Annotated in this window: 7 protein-coding genes; 1 reads left to right on the top strand and 6 read right to left on the bottom strand. The window is 68.5% G+C overall.

The genetic code is table 11. The features are described from left to right. Positions 1 to 3 precede the first annotated feature (3 nt). The 6 genes from HWX03_RS28535 to HWX03_RS28510 all read right to left on the bottom strand — a co-directional run bounded on the left by HWX03_RS28535 (position 4) and on the right by HWX03_RS28510 (position 11012). Positions 4 to 2070 (bottom strand): LodA/GoxA family CTQ-dependent oxidase, encoded by a 2067-nt coding sequence (locus tag HWX03_RS28535; protein WP_174430457.1) that lies wholly within the window; start codon positions 2068 to 2070, stop codon positions 4 to 6. Continuing rightward, positions 2067 to 3050 carry a ferritin-like protein gene (locus tag HWX03_RS28530; RefSeq protein ID WP_208456826.1) on the bottom strand — a complete coding sequence of 328 codons (984 nt, stop codon included), beginning with the start codon at positions 3048 to 3050 and terminating at the stop codon, positions 2067 to 2069. The genes HWX03_RS28535 and HWX03_RS28530 overlap by 4 nt, the downstream gene beginning before the upstream one ends. Then, positions 3047 to 4609, bottom strand: a complete 1563-nt coding sequence (locus HWX03_RS28525; protein ID WP_175873561.1) for a hypothetical protein — start codon at positions 4607 to 4609, stop codon at positions 3047 to 3049. The genes HWX03_RS28530 and HWX03_RS28525 overlap by 4 nt, the downstream gene beginning before the upstream one ends. Further along, entirely contained in the window at positions 4609 to 6336 is a 1728-nt protein-coding gene (locus HWX03_RS28520; RefSeq protein ID WP_175873560.1) for a hypothetical protein, read from the bottom strand. Before HWX03_RS28520 ends, HWX03_RS28525 begins: the two co-directional genes overlap by 1 nt. A gap of 303 nt (positions 6337 to 6639) precedes the next feature. Further along, entirely contained in the window at positions 6640 to 9006 is a 2367-nt protein-coding gene (locus HWX03_RS28515; RefSeq protein ID WP_175873559.1) for a sigma-54 dependent transcriptional regulator, read from the bottom strand. 662 nt (positions 9007 to 9668) lie between these two features. After that, positions 9669 to 11012, bottom strand: a complete 1344-nt coding sequence (locus HWX03_RS28510) for an MFS transporter (protein WP_175873558.1) — start codon at positions 11010 to 11012, stop codon at positions 9669 to 9671. Positions 11013 to 11330: 318 nt separating this feature from the next. On the opposite strand from HWX03_RS28510, the gene HWX03_RS28505 reads away from it, so the two are divergent. Further along, on the top strand, positions 11331 to 17723 hold the full coding sequence (locus tag HWX03_RS28505) for a non-ribosomal peptide synthetase (protein WP_175873557.1): 6393 nt from the start codon (positions 11331 to 11333) through the stop codon (positions 17721 to 17723). Position 17724 lies beyond the last annotated feature (1 nt).

Below are 17724 nucleotides of genomic sequence, written 5' to 3'. Positions count from 1 at the left end.
CGCTCAGCCGCCGGGCGAATTCGAGTTCATCGGCCACGGCTCGATCGGCGGATCGTCGAGCTGGCTCGCGACCTCGAGATAGAGTTCGGGGCTGTAGCGGGTGTCGCCCGCGATCGCGCTGCCCTGGATCACGAAGCCGAGGCGGTGCCAGTGCTTCACGATGTCGAGCAGGTCCTGATAGCGGCCGGCATCGCCGAGATCGTCGGTGGCGGTGCCGGGGCCGCGAATCGAGTAGCGTTGCGGCCCGGGCTTGCCGTCGCGCACGTCGGCCGCCGTGTGGACGGCGACCGGCCGCTGCGACGGCCACGACCAGTAGAGCGCCGTGCTGTTGGTCGGATTCGGCGCCGAGTTGTGCGTCGCGCAGGCGTTGTAGTCGGTCTGCCACGGCACGGCCATGAACTTCGACACGTCGCCGGGCTCGAGCGGCGCGGAGCGCAGGCCGTCCGGCCCCGGATGCAGCGGCACATAGCCGACCGTCAGGAACGGCAGGCTCGCCTGCACCGTCGAGTAGTCGAGCGTGCGCGCACGCAGACGGAACGGCCCCGCGCCGGAGCTCTGCCAATCCTGCTGGTAGATCGCCGGATCGCGGATGATGAAGGTCATTTCGATGCCGGGCGCGAAGCGGCCGCCGAGGCAGTTCACCATCACGGTGCGGTCGAGCGCCTCGCCCGGCCCGAACTTGAGGTGCGCTTCGCGCTCGAACTTGCCGTCGTTCCATTGCTGGAGGAAGAAATACTGGGTCAGCGAGACGCTCATGAACGCCTTGCCCGCGTCGCCCATCGACAGCGGCATCAGCGGCGCGCCGAGGTTCGACTGCTCCGGCAGGTTCGGATTGCGCACGTAGGCGAGGCCCGTCATGATCGTCTCGCGCGGATCGTCCTGCGCGCGGATCGCGCCGACGGCGTCGTGCGCGGCGATCGCCCGCGCGGGCAGGTTGGTGTTCCAGCGCTGCAGCCCGGGCGCGCGGAAGATCGGCAGCAGATGATCGTCGAAGCGCGGCCGGTAATCGCGGTTGAAACGATGGTCGAAGATCTCCGGCATCAGGTCCATGCGCCGCACCCAGGTGTCGAACATGTCGTCCCACAGGCTGGTCACGTTCAGCGTCTGCGGCGCGTAGCCGGGATCGGTGCTGATCACCCAGGCGGGCACGACCGACGCGGTGCTGTCGTCGTCGAACACGAGCGTCGCCGAGACCGGGCCGTCCGCGGTGTCGTCGAACCAGCCGTCCGCGTTCACATCGCCGTATTCGCCCGGGGCGATCAGGCCGCCGATCAGCGGGAACGGCGTGCCGTCGGGCCGCAGCCAGCCGCACGCGCGCCCCCACGCCGGCAGCACGAGCAGGCGCCCCTTGTCGTCGGTGCGCAACTCGCCGAGCGTGTCGATCAGGCCGGTCGGCGTATAAAGCTGCGAGAAGCTGTCGTCGGGGAACGTCTTCGGATAATTCGGCATCGACTTGATCGTCCCGTGCTCGGCCACGTAGGTCGCGATCGTCGCCTTGTCGAACTGCACGCTGCCGTGGCTCGTGCCGCGGATCGCGCGCGGCCCCGCGTCGATCACGAGCTTCTTCAGGCGCGCCGCATTGTCGGGATCCTCGCCCTCGGCCGCGTTGCGCAGGTGCAGATGGTCGGCGTTCGCCTTCTCGTACACGGCGAGGCCGAGTTCGTCGTTCAGCATGTACGAGTTTGCCTTCTTGTTCGCGAGATGCACCGACCAGACGATGTCGCGCACCGTCCTGCCGTCGATCACGCTGCCGATCGACACCTCGACGCCGCCGCCGTTCGGGTAGCGTTCGTCGCTGCCGTCGCCCGCAGCGTAGTGATAGATGCGAAAGCGTGCCGCCTGCCGCTTCATGCGGCCGCCGCGATCGCGCAGGTCGTCGCTCGAGATTACCTGCGATTCGGTGCCGGCCTTGATCGGCAGGCCGCCCGTCACGTTCGGGTTGCCGACGTCGACGGCGGGGTCGATCGGCAGGCCCGCCATCGTTTCAGGCCCGAGGTAGAACTCGTCGCTCGTGCCGACCCGCGCGATGCCGAAGGCCGGATGGATGCGGAAGACGGATGACAGCGTCATGCTTGCTCCTGCGAGAAACGGGGAATGGCCTGGTGCTTCCAGCAGCTCAGGATGTCGCCGCCGAGCTTTGCCATCAGGCTGCCGAACGAAGGTGGCGGGGCCTCGCCGCGGAACATCCGGTTGAGCACGTCGAGGAAGGCCGCGAAATCGCGGATCAGGATCTGCTGCGCGTCGTGGCCGGGGCTTCCGGCCGGCGGGTTCGCGACGCCCGGGTAGGTGGCGGGCAGCACCGGAAGATTCCGGATGAAGTCGAAGCGCTGGAAATGCGGCGTCTTGTTATGGAAGCCGTCGGCCGTGTTCTGGAATTCGACGGGCACGGTCTCCATGGGTTCGGTCTGCCCCTCCCCCTGCTCGACGATTACGTCGAGCAGCGTCAGCGCCTGGCGGAACCCTGCATCGCCGTCTTCCGTCACGGTGAGCCCCGGGTGGTTCTGGTAGAACGGCCCGAATTCGTCGAACTGGCGGCGCCGGCCGACCACCTCGGAGCGCAGCGCGGACATGCCGTAGCGCAGCGCCACATAGAACTCGGCGATCGAGCCGTACTCGTCGGTCGAATCGGCCACGTCGGGTTCGCGCCCGGTGCACCACTCCGGATATTCGACGAGGCACATCGTGTTGATCCGCGCCGCGTCGAGCGGGCCGAGCTCCGCGCTGTACGGCGTAAACTCGGTCGTCGGGTTCGGTTCGTCCAGGTCGAAATCGAGATGCGGCACCGCCTTCCCGCGGTAAACCGGCACGGTCGCGGCCGGCGAGAAGCCATAGGCGTTCGCGACATTGGCAACCAGTTGCGCGTGCAACATTTCCTGGTAGACGGCGGCCTGGATCAATTGCGCGGCCTTCGAGCCCGTATCCTTGATCGAATAAAGCACCGTCAGGTAGTACGGAATCGTCCACAGCTCGAGATCGAGCGCGTCCTGGAAGTGCGCCTGCAATGCCGGCAGGGTCCACTCGCGCGGCAACTCCAATTTTTCTCTTTTCACGGTTTTCTCCTGGAACAACCAAGGTCCTTCTGATGGCCGGCGCGGCCCGCCGCTGCCGGCTTGCACGGGGTTGCCGCGAGCGAGGTCGCCGCCCGCGCGTCGGCCTCGCTGAACAGGAAGCTGTAGTCGCTCGCGTAGTTCGTCGGCCTGGTGCCCCAGTCGGGCGGCAGGCCGCGTTTCGGCAGCGTCGCGACCGTGTGGCAGGCGAGACAGTTCGGTTGGGTCAGCAGCTGATTCGGCGACGGCGAGGTCAGGGTCTGGAAGAAGGTTTCGAGCACCGCGTTCGCGAGCCCGCCCACGCCGTTCGGCGGCTGCGGCGCGCCGGCGGTCAGCGGCGTCAGCCCCGCGCCGGTGAGCGTCGTCGACGCGGACGGCCACATCACGCTGATCAGCTGGTAGTACTGCATCACCGACTGCGGATTCGCGTCACGAATCACGCCTTGCACGTACGCGTTCAGCGCCGCGACGTCGTCGGGGATCGGCTGCACGCGCGCGACCTGGGTCGGCTTTGCGTAGTCGCACGCGTTGTCGGCGCACATCGGAATGGTGTTGACGCGGCACTGATAGGGATCCGAGGCCGGATCGCAATGCGGGTTGTAGTAGGTGTACGGCCCCGCGCCGACCTGGCCTTGCACCGGCACGTTGTCGACCTGCTCGAACGTCGCCCACGCGAATTGCTGCGCCTTGCGCGTCTTGTGGATGATGTGCAGCCCGACGAGGCCGACCACCGCGTTCGTGCGCCGGCCGGTCGCCGGGTCGATCAGCGTGGCCGGCCGCGTCAGGTAGCGCGCGTACAGGGACGGATCGGTGAGCGGCAGCCATGCGGCCTTGAGCTCGATCGCGCCGACGGTGCCCGACGCCGAGCCGTCCGGCAGCTGGATGCCTGTATTGCTCGCGATCCGTTGCCACTGCGCGTTCGCGTCGTAGAGCCGGTTGTCAACGATGTAGTCGTACTCCTCGACGTTCATGCGCTTTTCGTAGAACGTCGGCATGCCGTTCTGCGCGGTGATCCATCCCTTGGTGAACGCCTGTTGGATGTCGACGAGCGCGTCCTCGGCCGCTGCGCCGCGCACGAACGGGGCCCGGCCGGGCTTGGCGCGCGCGGCAGCCTTGCGGCTCGCGCCGTTGAACGGCAGCGGCGTGGCCGCGTTCGGGCGGAACACGTTGGAACTCAGTGCGTAAGTTTCCCAGACAGTCGGCGCGGCAGCCGACGGCATGCCGAACGACTGGGCCGTGACGCTCGTGTCGGGCTGGCCGTTCTGCGTGGCCGACGCCTGCCAGTTCAGCGCGATGAACTGCTGCCACGCGAAGCAATTCATGTCGGCCTGATCGGACAGGGCCGCATCGGCAGGCAGCACGAAGGACACGGTCGGTGCGGCAAAGCAGGCGCTGTAGGTCGATGTCGCGGCGCGCGACGTCGTCGCGTAGCCGTTCGCGTCGGCGGGGGCCGGCGCGGGCGACTCCTTTGCCTGCGCGATGCCCGCCGCGAACGCCGCGCACGCGCCGAGCGTCACGGCGATGCGCGCAGCCGGACCGAATGGCCGTCTGGCACGCCGCATCATTCGACCCAGAGGAAGCTCGGAGCGGCCTGACCGGCCGCTTCCCCGGGGTTGCCGATGCGCACGCCCCGCAGGCCGGGCGCCGCGCCGGCATCGACCGTCACCTCGAGCGACAGCACCTGGTTGCTCGACGGATACGAATCCCCCGGCACCGTATAGGCGACGTCGTCGGTCAGTCCAGCGACGACCGCGGTCACGCCGTCATCCGGCCCGTCGAAGCCGACCGTCGGCAGCTCGCCGTGCTTGCCGAGGTTCGCGCCGCGACATACGAGGGTCATCGGCACCCGCGCCTGTCCGCGCGCGAGCGTCGGCGGCAGGATCACCGTGTTGCTCGCGAGCACCATCGGCTGCGCGACCGGATTCGCCGGCGCGGCGGTGCCGTAGTAGGCGTTCCACAGCGACGTGTGCCACATCTGCAGCGGCTGCGGCGTCGGATTCTGCGGGTCGCCCGCACAGCCCTCCTGGTTCGGCTGCCCGCTGATCGAGATCGGCGTCGCGTTGATCTGCATGAGGAAGGTCGCCGCGACCTGCGCCGCATACTCGATCGGCGTGCCGCCGATCGTGATGTCGCCGACGGTGAAGCCGAGCCCGGACGGCACCTCGAACACCGCGTGCAGGATAAGGTTGCCCGGTAGCGGGTGGCCGTTCATGTCGTTCAGCGACACCGCCCCGCGCACGACCCGCCAGTAGTCCTGCGCCGTCGCGCCGGCGGGCGCGCTGGACGGCAGCTTGTACTGGCTGAAGTTGGGCATCTGCATGTAGAGGCCGGGCGGATCGGCGATCGTGACCTTGTTGCCCAAGCCAACCACCTGGTTGACGACGAGCCCGATATGCGGATCGCTGTTGCGATGCGGCTGGCCGTACTGCGCGCAGCAGAGGAGCACTTCCGGATCGGTCGCACCGCAGGTCCGCTGGATGGTGGCCGCGCCGGCGAGCCCGGCAATCTCCGTCTGCAGCGTGTTCGGCGTGCTCGTCAGATGCATCGCGCCGCCCGATGTCGCGGTGCGCTCCGGCCCGCGATTCCAGATGTTCAGCGGGTCGTATGCGGGTGCGCCCGTCGACGGATCGATCACGGCATGGCCGGCGGCATCCTTGAGCCACAGGTCCGACGGCTGGATCGCCGGATTGTCGAGCGTCGCACGGTACAGATCGACCACGACGTCAGGCGCGACCCGCCACAGCGTGTACCAGTACTCCGGGTTCTCGCAGGTGAAGTCGATGCGTACGATCTTGTTGGTGGTCGGGTCGCGCAGCACGCTCCATTCGCAGTATTCGTCCTGCCAGCCGCGCGGGCCATAGGGGCCGTACGCCTTGCTGTCCTGTTCGCCGGAGCACGGATCCGTGGTCAGGTTCGGAAAGGTCTGGCGGTTGGCTGCGGCGGACGACGGCGTCCAGCCGTAGTCCGCGAGCTGGTTGATCTGCGTGGGCGACAGCGTGCTGCCCCATTGCGCTTCGTCGTAGTACGAGATGCGGCCGGGCATCGCCGACCACTGGACCCCCGTGGTCACCGCGTCGCCCGGCATCGCCGTGGTCAGCGGATTGAAGTAGTACGGCGTGTTCGACGAATTGCTGGCCTGCCACGGATTGCCGACGATCGCCTGCTGCGTGATCCCGTCGAGATACGTGTTCCATAGTGCGGAGAACGCCGAGAGCGCGGCCGGATAGTCCGCGAGATCCTTGGCGGCCTGATTGGCGGGTGAGCGGAAAGCGGAGAGCGGAGTTGCCATGTCGACCTCGTCGCGGAAGCGAAGCACGGGCGCGGCGTCGGCGAACCCGACGCACGGCGTACCTCTTCAGCGAATCTCGTGCCAGTCGCCCGCTGCCCCGCCCGGCGGCGGTCCTCGACGGGCCGGGCGAGAACGGCCCGCAGGCGTCGGACGCCGGCGTCCGGCGAATCAACGTCGAGTGGACGAATTCGTCCGCTCCGCCGCATGGATGCAGCGGGATGTCGCCGTCGTTCGCGTCGCGGCCAAACGCGCGCCTGCGTCCGGCACGCTTGCTCTGGAATTGGGGCGAACGCCTCGGAACGATCAGGGGCGTGCCGGACGCGCGTCGAAGCCGGATTCGTGGCGCATCGGCGCGAAGGGCAACGGCGCGTGCGCGCGGCGCAGCTCGGCAAGCAGCGATGCCGCGCGCTGCGTGACGGGCGCCGCCTGCAGCGGCGGCGTGCCGCGCAATGCGCGTTCGAGCGTCTGGGTCGCATCGGCGTGCCGGCCGATTTCGGCCAGCAGATCCGCCAGGTGTGTCGCGGCGGCGACGCGCGCCGGCACCGATCCGAGTGCCTGAGCCGTCGAGATCGCGCTGCGCAGCGCCTGTTCGGCCAGCGCGAGATCGCCGCTCGCGCGTACCGCGCGCGCGCGGACGATCAGCAATTCGCTCAGATACACGCGTTCCTGCCGCTCGAGCACGACGTCGAGCGCGGCGCCCAGCACCCGCTCGCAGTCGCGGGGCCGGCCCGCGCGCAGCAGCAGCTCGCCGTGTTGCCAAGCCGTCAACGAATAGAACAGTGCGCCGCCATGCCCGATCATCCGCTCATAGCCATCCAGCAGCAGTTGCTCGGCCTCGTCGAACCTGCCGTGCCTGCCGAGCCAGCAGGCCCGGAACACCTCGCCCACGCCCTGATGGAACGCGAGCCCGGCGAATTCCGACACGCCGACGAGCTCGGCCGCGAGATCGCCGAGCCGCTCGACGTCGTCGAACAGGCAGGCGAGCCACGCGGCGCCCTGCAGGTTCAACACGTGCGCGAGGGCATGCGCGTTCGGACGGGCCGCTCGGGCCATCAACACCGTCATCGCGTGCCGCGCGCGATCGTCGGCGCCCGTCTGGTAACAGGCGAGCCCCTCGAAGGTCAGTGCAAGCCCGGCCAGGTCGAAGCCTTGCGCGCCGGCACGATGATCGTCGAGACCGATGCCGAGCAGGTTGCCGCGCGCCAGGCAGGCGAGCGCCTCGCTGCTGTCGCCGAGCCAGAACAACGTGTTGGTCATCGCGACGTGCGCTTCGTCGAGCGTCGCCGGCGTGCCGATCCGTTGCGCACACTGCAGCAGGTCCTGCGCGGTCGCGCGCGCGTCGCTCAGTTGCAGCGTCGTGAGCTGCGTGGTCCAGATGCCGAACCGCACCGACGCGAGTTCGGCGGCGTCGCACACGCCTTCGCCCGCCGCGAGCGCGGCGGCGTACGCGGCGGTTGCCTCCGGATACAGCCAGCCGTGCACGCTGCGCAGGCTGATGGCCAGCGCGAGATTGGCCTCGAAACACAGGCGCCGCGTGTCCGCCTCGTCGCCGCTCTTCCGCAGGGCGTCGAGGCTGCGGCGCAGCAGCGGCACGGCCTCGTGGAACTGCGCGTCGCGGATGTGCGCCTGCGCGCGGCTCAGATGCCGGCGCGCTTCGCCGTCGCGATCGGCGCGCGCCTTCAGCCGGCGCTCGACGACCTTGCGGCTGACGCCCAGCAGCGCGGCCGCCGCGCTCTTGTTGTTGGCGGTGCGCTGGAGTGCGCGATTGATCAGCAGATACTCGGCGGCCGCGAGCTTGTCGTCGCCGTCGAGCAGTAGCAGGCGGTCGGCGAGCCGCTCGCATCCCTCCGCGCCGTCCGTCTCGGCCGCGAGGAACGTTTCCAGCACGTCGACGTCGACCTGCGTATCGGGGGCAAGCACGCTGAGCCGGCTGACGAGATTGCGCAACTGCCGCACGTGCCCCGGCCATGTGTGCCGGCGCAGCCGCTGCATCGCGGCCGGCGTGAAATCGATCACGCGGCGCTGCTGCGCGGCGAAGTGCGTGACAAGCGCGGGAATGTCATCGGCGCGCTGGTCGAGACCGGGCACCGCGAGCACGAATACCGCGAGCCGGTAGTAGAGATCCTCGCGAAAGCGGCCGGCGCGGGCCGCCTCGTGCAGATCGCGGTGGGTGGCCGCGACCACGCGCCCGTCGAAGCGCAGCGGGGCCGACGCGCCGATCGGACGGAAGCTGCCGGTCTCGAGCACGCGGAGCAGTTTCGGTTGCAGTGCGAGCGGCAGTTCGCCGATCTCGTCGAGAAACAGCGTACCGCGCCCGACCTGCTGGAATACGCCGGCCCGGCTTCCCGACGCGCCGGTGAATGCGCCTCGCACATGACCGAACAGCTCGGCCTCGACCAGGCTTTCGGGAATCGCGCCGCAGTTCACGTCGACGAACGGCTCGTCGGGCATTTCACCGTGCGCATGGATACGCCGCGCGACGATTTCCTTGCCGGAGCCGGTGGGCCCAGTCACCAGCAACGCATGGCGGGTCGGCGCGACGCGGTCGACCATCTGGATCAGTTGCTGGAGCGCCGGCGACTCGCCGACGAGTATGAATTCGGCGAGCGGGCCCGGCGCCGATCCGGCACGTTGCGCGCCACACTGCACTGCCCCGCGCGGCGCGTTCATCGTTGCGCTCCGGCGTGCCGCGACGGGATACCCGACTTCAGCGTCGCCCGCCGGCGACGGAATGCACATTGCCACGCCATGAGCTTTACCCCCGGAGACTGTATTTTTTTCCGCGACTTTATACCGGCGCCCTTCGTTCATCCAGGGGCGCATCGATTGCCGATGCTTTCCGCATTATCGGCGCGCCGCGCATTTGATTTATTTAGTTAATCGTGCAAATTTTCGAGCGGCGCGAAAGATTCGCGGAACGCCATGACAAAGCGTAGCACGCCGTGCCTGCCGCAAACATGCGTCTGCTATCCCGCTGAGGTCATTTTTATGTGATGGGTAACGCGCGTTCCCGGACAGGCGTATCGGGTCGATGGATTATTCTGGATTTTGTGTTTTATCGACGCGATTGCTTCGGAGTTTTGCTTACATATCGATGACGATTTGCCCGCCCGTCGACCTTCACGACGCCGCCGCAGTGATTGACGATGATCTTCGTTTCGGGGTTCGCCTTCGCCAGATCGAACAGTTCGAGCACCTGCGAGTAATTTTGCTGGTCACGATTCGCTCGACACCACATCGATCTACGCGACTGCGGAGCTAGGCCGTCAATACCGGGACGCCTGAGTCGGGCAACCACGAAGTAAACGGAAGCAGGCATTCCGCAAGCAGCATCACTCCGCCGAAGGAAATTCCCGAACATCGATCGCATTCAGCGAACGATCGTCCGGCACCAGCAGGTCGATCCGTCGCATGCGCGGATGCGCGAACATGCACGCGCACAGCAGCACGCTTATCGCGCCCACGGCGACAAACAACAGCGAGACGCCGCCACCCTTGCCGATCCCGAGCCATGCGTTCGCCGCCTGCGCGAACGTCCCGCCCGCCGACAGCGCGGGCTCCAGCACCCGGTCGACGACGAACCCGCCCACCGCGACGACGACCGTCATCGTCGCGATCATCAGCATGCTGACGAACGACAGCACGCTGGCCTTGTTGCGCGCCGGGATCTTGCGCAGCCACAGCGCGCTGGCGCACCCTTCGGCGACGCTGCCCGCCGCCAGCGCGACGAACGCGATCGCGCAGTACGACGACGTGGCCGACACGAGGCCGATCGACAGCATGCAGAGCGACAGCACCGCATCCGCGCACACGACGATCAGCATCAGGCGCCGCGGATTCGTCGTCGCGACGAGGAGCGACATGCCGGCGAGCCCGCCGATTGCAGCCGACGTGTAGACGAGCCCGAGCTGCGCGCTCGAATGATTCGCGAGCACGAGCGGTGCGATCATCATCGTCGCAAGCGAGATCAGCGCGCTCTGGATCATCACGTAGCCGAGCAGTCCGAGCATCAGCGGCTCCGCTTCGAAGAAGCGCAACGTGCTCGCGATACCCGCCAGTACATCGCGCCGCAGCGGCCGGTCCGCGCGCATCGGCTCGACGGGCACCGTGCCGGGCTGCCCCAGCGCCTTGAGCACGCACAGCATCGCCGCGACGCTCGCGACGAAATGGATCGTGAAAACCGCATTCAGGCCGGCGCCGCCCATGATGATCCCGCCGAGCAGCGGCGCGACGAGCGTCGACACGTTCTTGCCGATACCCATCAGGCCGTTCGCACGCGTCAGCGCGTCGTTCGACACGATCGAATTGATCGACGCCTGATTGGCAGGTGTCCGAAATGCGCCGACCGCCGACGCGCATGCGTTGAACGCATACAGGTGCACCGGCTGCAGTCGGTCCGCGAACAACAGCGCGAGTAGCGGCAGTGTGAGCAGCGCGAGCGCCGCGTTGGCCGACACGATGATGAGCTTGCGGTCGATCCGGTCGGCCAGGCCGCCCGCGAACGGCAGGATCAGCACCGACGGCAGCGTCGCGGCGATCACCGTGTTCGAGAAAGCCGTCACCGAACCGGAATGCTGATAGACCCACACGCCGAGTGCGAACGACATCAGCGCGGTGGCGCATTGCATCGACGATTCGCCCAGCCAGAAGAAAAAGAAACGACGACCCGTCGACATGCATTCCTTCCCGGTTTGAGCGCGATCAAGCTCGCGCGACGCGAACGCGTCGGATTCGGCGTTCGCGCATCTGGCGCGCGAACCGGCCTGCCGGATTAGAACACCGGCGGCGCCCGATGTCTGTCATGGGAATGCATGACGGGCGCCGCGCGCATTGTCCGGCGTTGGGGGGACAGACGCTCGGCCGGCGCGGTGTTTTAATGCCCGTCACTTGCGAATGGCCGCATCCGCTGCGCGGGTGTCCGGCGCAATCGAACGTCGCAATGTATCGGCATCCGAATAATTTTCGATAGCGAACCATCTACGGCGGGCAGCGAGATGAAATACCCCCTCCGGGCGGCACAGCGCAATATTCTGTCGGCGCAAAACATCCACGAAGACCACCGGCTCGCGCATATCGGCGCGTTGGCACACATCGTCGGGGTGCTCGACGCCGATCTCTTCTGGCGCGCGGCCGACTTCGTCGCCCAGCACAGCGCGGCGGTACGCTCGTCGCTACACGACGGCGACGATGGCCAGCACCAGATCGTGCACGACGACACCCGCTTCTCGCTCGAGATGCTCGATCTGCGCGCGCATGCCGATCCGCAGGCCGCCGCGCAGCGCTTCGTCGACGACGATTTCGCGAATCGCCCGTTCGCCACCGACGGACGCGAGATCGCCTGCGGGATGGTGCTGATACAAGTTGGCGACAACGACCACGTCGCCTATGCGAAATTCCATCACGCGCTGTTCGACGGATGGGGCACGTCGCTCTTTTACGCGCGCCTCTGCGACGCGTACAACCGGATGCGTGCGGGCGAAGCGCCGCAGCCTTGGGACGAGACGAGCGTCGACGCGACGCTCGCCGACGAGCGCGCATATCTTGCTTCCGACAAGTGCGACGCGTCGCGCCGCTACTGGGCCGAGCGCCTCGCGTCATACGACAGCGAGTATTTTCCGCGCGCGACGTCGCAGTCGAACCGCCGCACGGTGCTCGAGCTGAGCGCGGCCGACACCGCCGCGCTGCACGCGTGGTCGGACGCGCAGCGCGCGAGCCCGTTTCATTTCTTCGCGGCGGTCCTGCAGGCGACGCTGTTTCGCGTCGTCGGCGCGCGCGATCTCTCGATCGGCCTGCCGATCCTGAACCGTCGCACCGTGATGGACAAGCAGACGATCGGGCTCTTTCTCGGCTTTTGCGTATTGCGCACGTCGGCCGCGCCCGCCGACACGTTCGCGGCGCTCGTCGCGCGAATCGGCACGCAACTGAAAGCCGATTTCCGCCATCAGCGCTATCCGCTCGACGCGGTGTCGGGCGACCAGGGCCGGCTGCCGTTCGAAGTGAGCCTGTCGTACGAGCGGCACGACTACGATGCGACGTTCGACGGCACGCAGACGACGGTGACGCCGCTGCGCACGCCCGCGCAAAGCTATCCGTTGCGCGTCTATGTGCGCGACTTCAGCGCGCGACGGCCGATCTACGTCGACTTCGACACGAACGATTCATGCTTCGGCGAGCTTGCACCGCAGACGCTCGTCGATGCGTTCCGGGACGTGCTTCGTGAAGCGCTCGACGACGCGAATGCGCGGCTCGTTCCGGCGAAGCCGGCGAGTCGCGATGCGCCGGCGACGTTTTCGACCGCCCTGCCCGTACCGTCGCATACGAACCTGTGCGATGCGTTCGAGCAAATCGCCGCGCAGTATCCGGATGCGATTGCCGTATCGGGCGACGCCGGTTCGCTGACCTATGCCGAACTCGACGCACGCGCCAATGCGCTCGCTTGGACGCTGCGCGATCTCGGCGCAGGCCCCGAACTGCGCATCGGTCTTGCATCCGCGCGCGACATTCATTTCGCGATCGGCATGCTCGCGATTCTCAAGACCGGCGCCGCTTATGTGCCGCTCGATTCCGCCTATCCCGACGAGCGCCTGCGTTTCCTCATCGACGACAGCGCCATGATCGCCATCGTCGGCACTCCCGGTGAGCTCGAACGCCTGCCGCGTGACACTCGTCTACCGCGCTGTGTGATCAGCCTCGACGATGACGACGGCAATCGCCGTGCTCCGCCCCGCTCTGTCTGCGCCGCGCAAGCCGCCTACGTAATCTATACGTCCGGCTCCACCGGCACGCCCAAGGGCTGCATCGTCACTCACGCGAACGTGCTGCGTCTGTTCGACGTCACGCGCGAATCGTTTTCGCTTGCCGAACACGACGTGTGGAGCGTCTTTCATTCCACCGCCTTCGACTTCTCCGTGTGGGAACTCTGGGGCGCGCTGCTGCACGGCGCGCAGGCCGTCTTCGTCCCGTTCGAGACGAGCCGCGATCCGCTTGCGTTCGCCGATTTCCTGCGCGCGCATCGCGTGTCCGTCCTCAGCCAGACGCCTTCGGCCTTCCGCCTGCTCGACCGGCAGCCCGGCACCCTGCCCGCGCTGCGCCTGGTCGTGTTCGGCGGCGAAGCGCTCGATCCTGCCGCGCTGCGCGACTGGTTTGACCGCTACGGCGACACACGCCCACGTCTCGTCAACATGTACGGCATCACCGAGACGACCGTCCACGTGACCGCGCGCACGCTGCGGCGCGCCGACGCCGACACGCCGCTCAGCCCGATCGGCGCGCCGCTGGCCGATCTGTCGCTGCAGCTGCTCGATCGTCACGGCGAGCCGGTGCTCGATGGAGTCGCCGGCGAGATTCACGTCGGCGGCGCCGGCGTCGCGCGCGGCTATCTGAACCGGCCGGGGCTCACCGCCGCGCGCTTCGTCCCCGATCCGGACGGCGCGCCAGGCGCGCGGCGCTATCGTGCGGGCGACCTCGCGCGACGCCGCGCCGACGATGAGATCGTCTATCTCGGCCGCGCCGACCAGCAGATCAAGATTCGCGGTTTCCGCATCGAGCCCGGCGAAATCGAGGCCGCGCTGCGCGATTACCCGGGCGTACGCGATGCCGCCGTGGTGGCCGACGACGATGCGCACGGCCATGCGCGGCTCGTCGCTTACGCAACTCCGTCGAACGACGCGCTCGACCCCGTCGCGCTGCGCGCTCATCTGGCCGAGCGCCTGCCGGCTCACATGATTCCCGCGCACGTCGTCGTCCTCGACGCGTTGCCGCTGACCGTCAACGGCAAGCTCGACCGCCGCGCGCTGCCCAAGCCCGAAGCCGTCGCCGACGACACCCACCGCGAGCCGCCCGCGACACCCACCGAACGCCTGCTCGCCGACATCTGGGCCCGCGTCCTCGGCCGCGAACCTGCTCGTCACGACAGCTTCTTCGCGCTCGGCGGCGACAGCATCAATTCGCTCGAAGTCGTCACCGAGGCCCGCGCGCGCGGCGTGTACGTGTCGCCCCTTCAGTTGCGCGAATGCCCGACGCTCGCCGCGCTCGCCGAAGCGGTCGATCGCGACCCGCTGCCGCCGGTGGCGGCGTCCGCCGCGCCCGCGCCGTTCGCGCTGCTGTCGGACGCCGACCGCGCGCGGCTGCCCGACGGCCTCGAAGACACGCTGCCGATGTCCCGCCTGCAGCTCGGCATGCTGTTTCATCGCGAGCGCGACGGTGGCGCGGTGTTTCACGACGTGTTCCGCTATCGGCTGCGGATTCCCGCGTGGGACGAGGCCGCCTGGCGCCGCGCGCTCGCAGCCGTGACACGCGCGCACGCGACGCTGCGCACCGGGTTCGCGCTCGACGGCTTTTCGACGCCGCTGCAGTTGATCCGCCGCGAAGCCGCTGCCGCGCTGCAGGTGTTCGACTGCCGCACGCTGGCCGACGCAGCGCAGCGAGTCGCGCTCGACGCGTTCGTCGACGCCGAGCAGCGGCGCAATTTCGACATCGCACATGGCCCGATGCTGCGGCTGTTCATCCATCGCGTCGCCGACGACGCGATCCACGTCACGCTGAGCTTTCATCACGCGATCGTCGATGGCTGGAGCGTCGCGACGCTGATGACGGAGCTGATCGGCCACGCGTGCGGCGGCCCACGCATCGAGGCCGCCAGCGATGCGCCGGTGCTGGCGCTGCACGCGGCCGCCGAGCGCGACGCGCTCGCGGACGATGCGCTGCGCCGCGCGTGGCGCGAACGGCTGGCCCGGCATCCCGCGACGCTGCTCGCCGGCGATGGCGACGTGGGCGGCGACCCGCGCGATCCGCACGATCGGAGCCGGACCGCCGGCCGCCGCACGGTCGAGCGAGTCGTCCGGCGCGTGTCGCAGCCGTTGTCGACGTCGCTCGCCGCGCAGGCCCGCGCGCTCGGCGTCGAACTGCGCTCGTTGCTGCTCGCCGCGCATCTGCGCGCGCTGTCGATGCTGACGGGATCGGACTGCCCGGTGACGGGCTACGTTGTCCACAACCGGCCCGATCACGCGCTCAGCGCACGGGCGACTGGCCTGTTTCTGAACAGCGTGCCGCTCGGTGCACGCCTCGCGCCCGGCTCGTGGGCCGGGTTGATCCGGCAGGTCGCCGCCGCCGAGCGCGAGATCGACGCGCTCAAGCGCCTGCCGCTCGCCGCCATCGCCGACGAAGCCGGCGCGGGCCGCCTGTTCGACGTCGCGTTCAACTACATCCACTTCCACGTCTATCGCGACGCGCTCGATCTGCCCGGCGTCGCGGTCGTCGACTTCGACGCGCACGAGGAAACCGACTTCCCGCTGCTCGTTCAGTTCGCGCGCGACCCGGCCGGCGACGGCTTCGACGTGTCGCTGCATTACGACGTCGCCCGGTTCGGCGCGGCGCAGATCGAACGGCACGTCGCGGTGCTCGACGCAGCGCTGCGCGACATCGCGGCCGACGTCGATGCGCCGTGGCTGTCGATGGCGGTCGTCGGCGTGCGCGACTGGCCGGTGACATCGCGTACGCCGGTCGCGTCGACGCTGCGGCATGCGAACCTGTGCGATGCGTTCGAGCAAATCGCCGTGCAGTATCCGGATGCGATTGCCGTATCCGGCGACGCCGGTTCGCTGACCTATGCCGAACTCGACGCACGCGCCAATGCGCTCGCTTGGACGCTGCGCGATCTCGGCGCAGGCCCCGAACTGCGCATCGGTCTTGCGTCCGGACGCGACATTCATTTCGCGATTGGCATGCTTGCCATTCTCAAGACCGGCGCCGCTTATGTGCCGCTCGATTCCGCCTATCCCGACGAGCGCCTGCGTTTCCTCATCGACGACAGCGCGATGATCGCCATCGTCGGCACTCCCGGTGAGCTCGAACGCCTGCCGCGTGACACTCGTCTGCCGCGCTGTGTGATCAGCCTTAACGATAACGGCGGCAATCGCCCCGCTCCGCCCCGCGCCGTCTGCGCCGCGCAAGCCGCCTACGTAATCTATACGTCTGGCTCCACCGGCACGCCCAAGGGTTGCATCGTCACTCACGCGAACGTGCTGCGCTTGTTCGACGTCACGCGCGAATCGTTCTCGCTTGCTGAACACGACGTGTGGAGCGTCTTTCATTCCACCGCTTTCGACTTCTCGGTGTGGGAACTCTGGGGTGCGCTGCTGCACGGCGCGCAGGCCGTCTTCGTCCCGTTCGAGACGAGCCGCGACCCGCTCGCGTTCGCCGATTTCCTGCGCGCGCATCGCGTGTCCGTCCTCAGCCAGACGCCTTCGGCCTTCCGCCTGCTCGACCGGCAGCCCGGCACCCTGCCCGCGCTGCGCCTGGTCGTGTTCGGCGGCGAAGCGCTCGAGCCCGCGGCACTGCGCGACTGGTTTGACCGCTACGGCGACACGCGCCCACGTCTGGTCAACATGTACGGCATCACCGAGACCACCGTCCACGTGACCGCGCGCACGCTGCGCCGTGCCGACGCCGACGCGCCGCTCAGCCCGATCGGCGAGCCGCTGGCCGATCTGTCGCTGCAGCTGCTCGATCGTCACGGCGAGCCGGTGCTCGACGGAGTCGCCGGCGAGATTCACGTCGGCGGGGCCGGCGTTGCGCGCGGCTATCTGAACCGGCCCGGGCTCACCGCCGCGCGCTTCGTCCCCGATCCGGACGGCGCGCCAGGCGCGCGGCGCTATCGCGCGGGCGACCTCGCGCGACGCCGCGCCGACGGTGAGATCGTCTATCTCGGCCGCGCCGACCAGCAGATCAAGATTCGCGGTTTCCGCATCGAGCCCGGTGAAATCGAAGCCGCGCTGCGCGATTACCCGGGCGTACGCGATGCGGCCGTCGTGGCCGACGACGATGCGCACGGCAACACGCGGCTCGTTGCCTATGCCACGCCGGCGACCGACGCGCTCGACCCGGTCGCGCTGCGTGCTCACCTCGGCGCGCGCCTGCCGGCTCACATGATTCCCGCGCACGTGGTCGTCCTCGATGCGCTGCCGCTGACCGTCAACGGCAAGCTCGACCGCCGCGCGCTGCCGCGGCCCGAAGCCGTCGTCGGCGACGCCCACCGCGAGCCGCCCGCGACACCCACCGAGCGCCTGCTCGCCGATATCTGGGCCCGCGTCCTTGGCCGCGAACCCGCTCGTCACGACAGCTTCTTCGCGCTCGGCGGCGACAGCATCGCGTCGCTGAAGGCGCTGAACGCGGCGCGTGTCGCGACGGGTCTCGATCTGCCGCTGCAAGGGATGTTCATGCAGCCGACGCTGCACGCGCTCGCCGCGTGGATCGATGCGCTCGCGGCCGACGCGCGCGAAGCGGGCGCTTCGACACCCACGCCGGTACGCCGCGCCGCGCGCGTACGGGCACGAATTTCCGCCGGGCCGGACGGCTCGCACCTCACGACCCTCGACAAAGCCCTTTGAG

Origin of the sequence: Burkholderia sp. BCC0397, from assembly GCF_902832865.1 — a bacterium.
Lineage (GTDB): Bacteria > Pseudomonadota > Gammaproteobacteria > Burkholderiales > Burkholderiaceae > Burkholderia.
This window is presented reverse-complemented; position numbering and strand designations above follow the sequence as displayed.

Bases quoted from the DNA above. Each gene is read 5' to 3' on its own strand.
- HWX03_RS28535 (WP_174430457.1), bottom strand. From the start codon at position 2,070: ATGACGCTGTCATCCGTCTTCCGCATCCATCCGGCCTTCGGCATCGCG.
- HWX03_RS28525 (WP_175873561.1), bottom strand. From the start codon at position 4,609: ATGCGGCGTGCCAGACGGCCATTCGGTCCGGCTGCGCGCATCGCCGTG.
- HWX03_RS28520 (WP_175873560.1), bottom strand. From the start codon at position 6,336: ATGGCAACTCCGCTCTCCGCTTTCCGCTCACCCGCCAATCAGGCCGCC.
- HWX03_RS28515 (WP_175873559.1), bottom strand. From the start codon at position 9,006: ATGAACGCGCCGCGCGGGGCAGTGCAGTGTGGCGCGCAACGTGCCGGA.
- HWX03_RS28510 (WP_175873558.1), bottom strand. From the start codon at position 11,012: ATGTCGACGGGTCGTCGTTTCTTTTTCTTCTGGCTGGGCGAATCGTCG.
- HWX03_RS28505 (WP_175873557.1), top strand. From the start codon at position 11,331: ATGAAATACCCCCTCCGGGCGGCACAGCGCAATATTCTGTCGGCGCAA.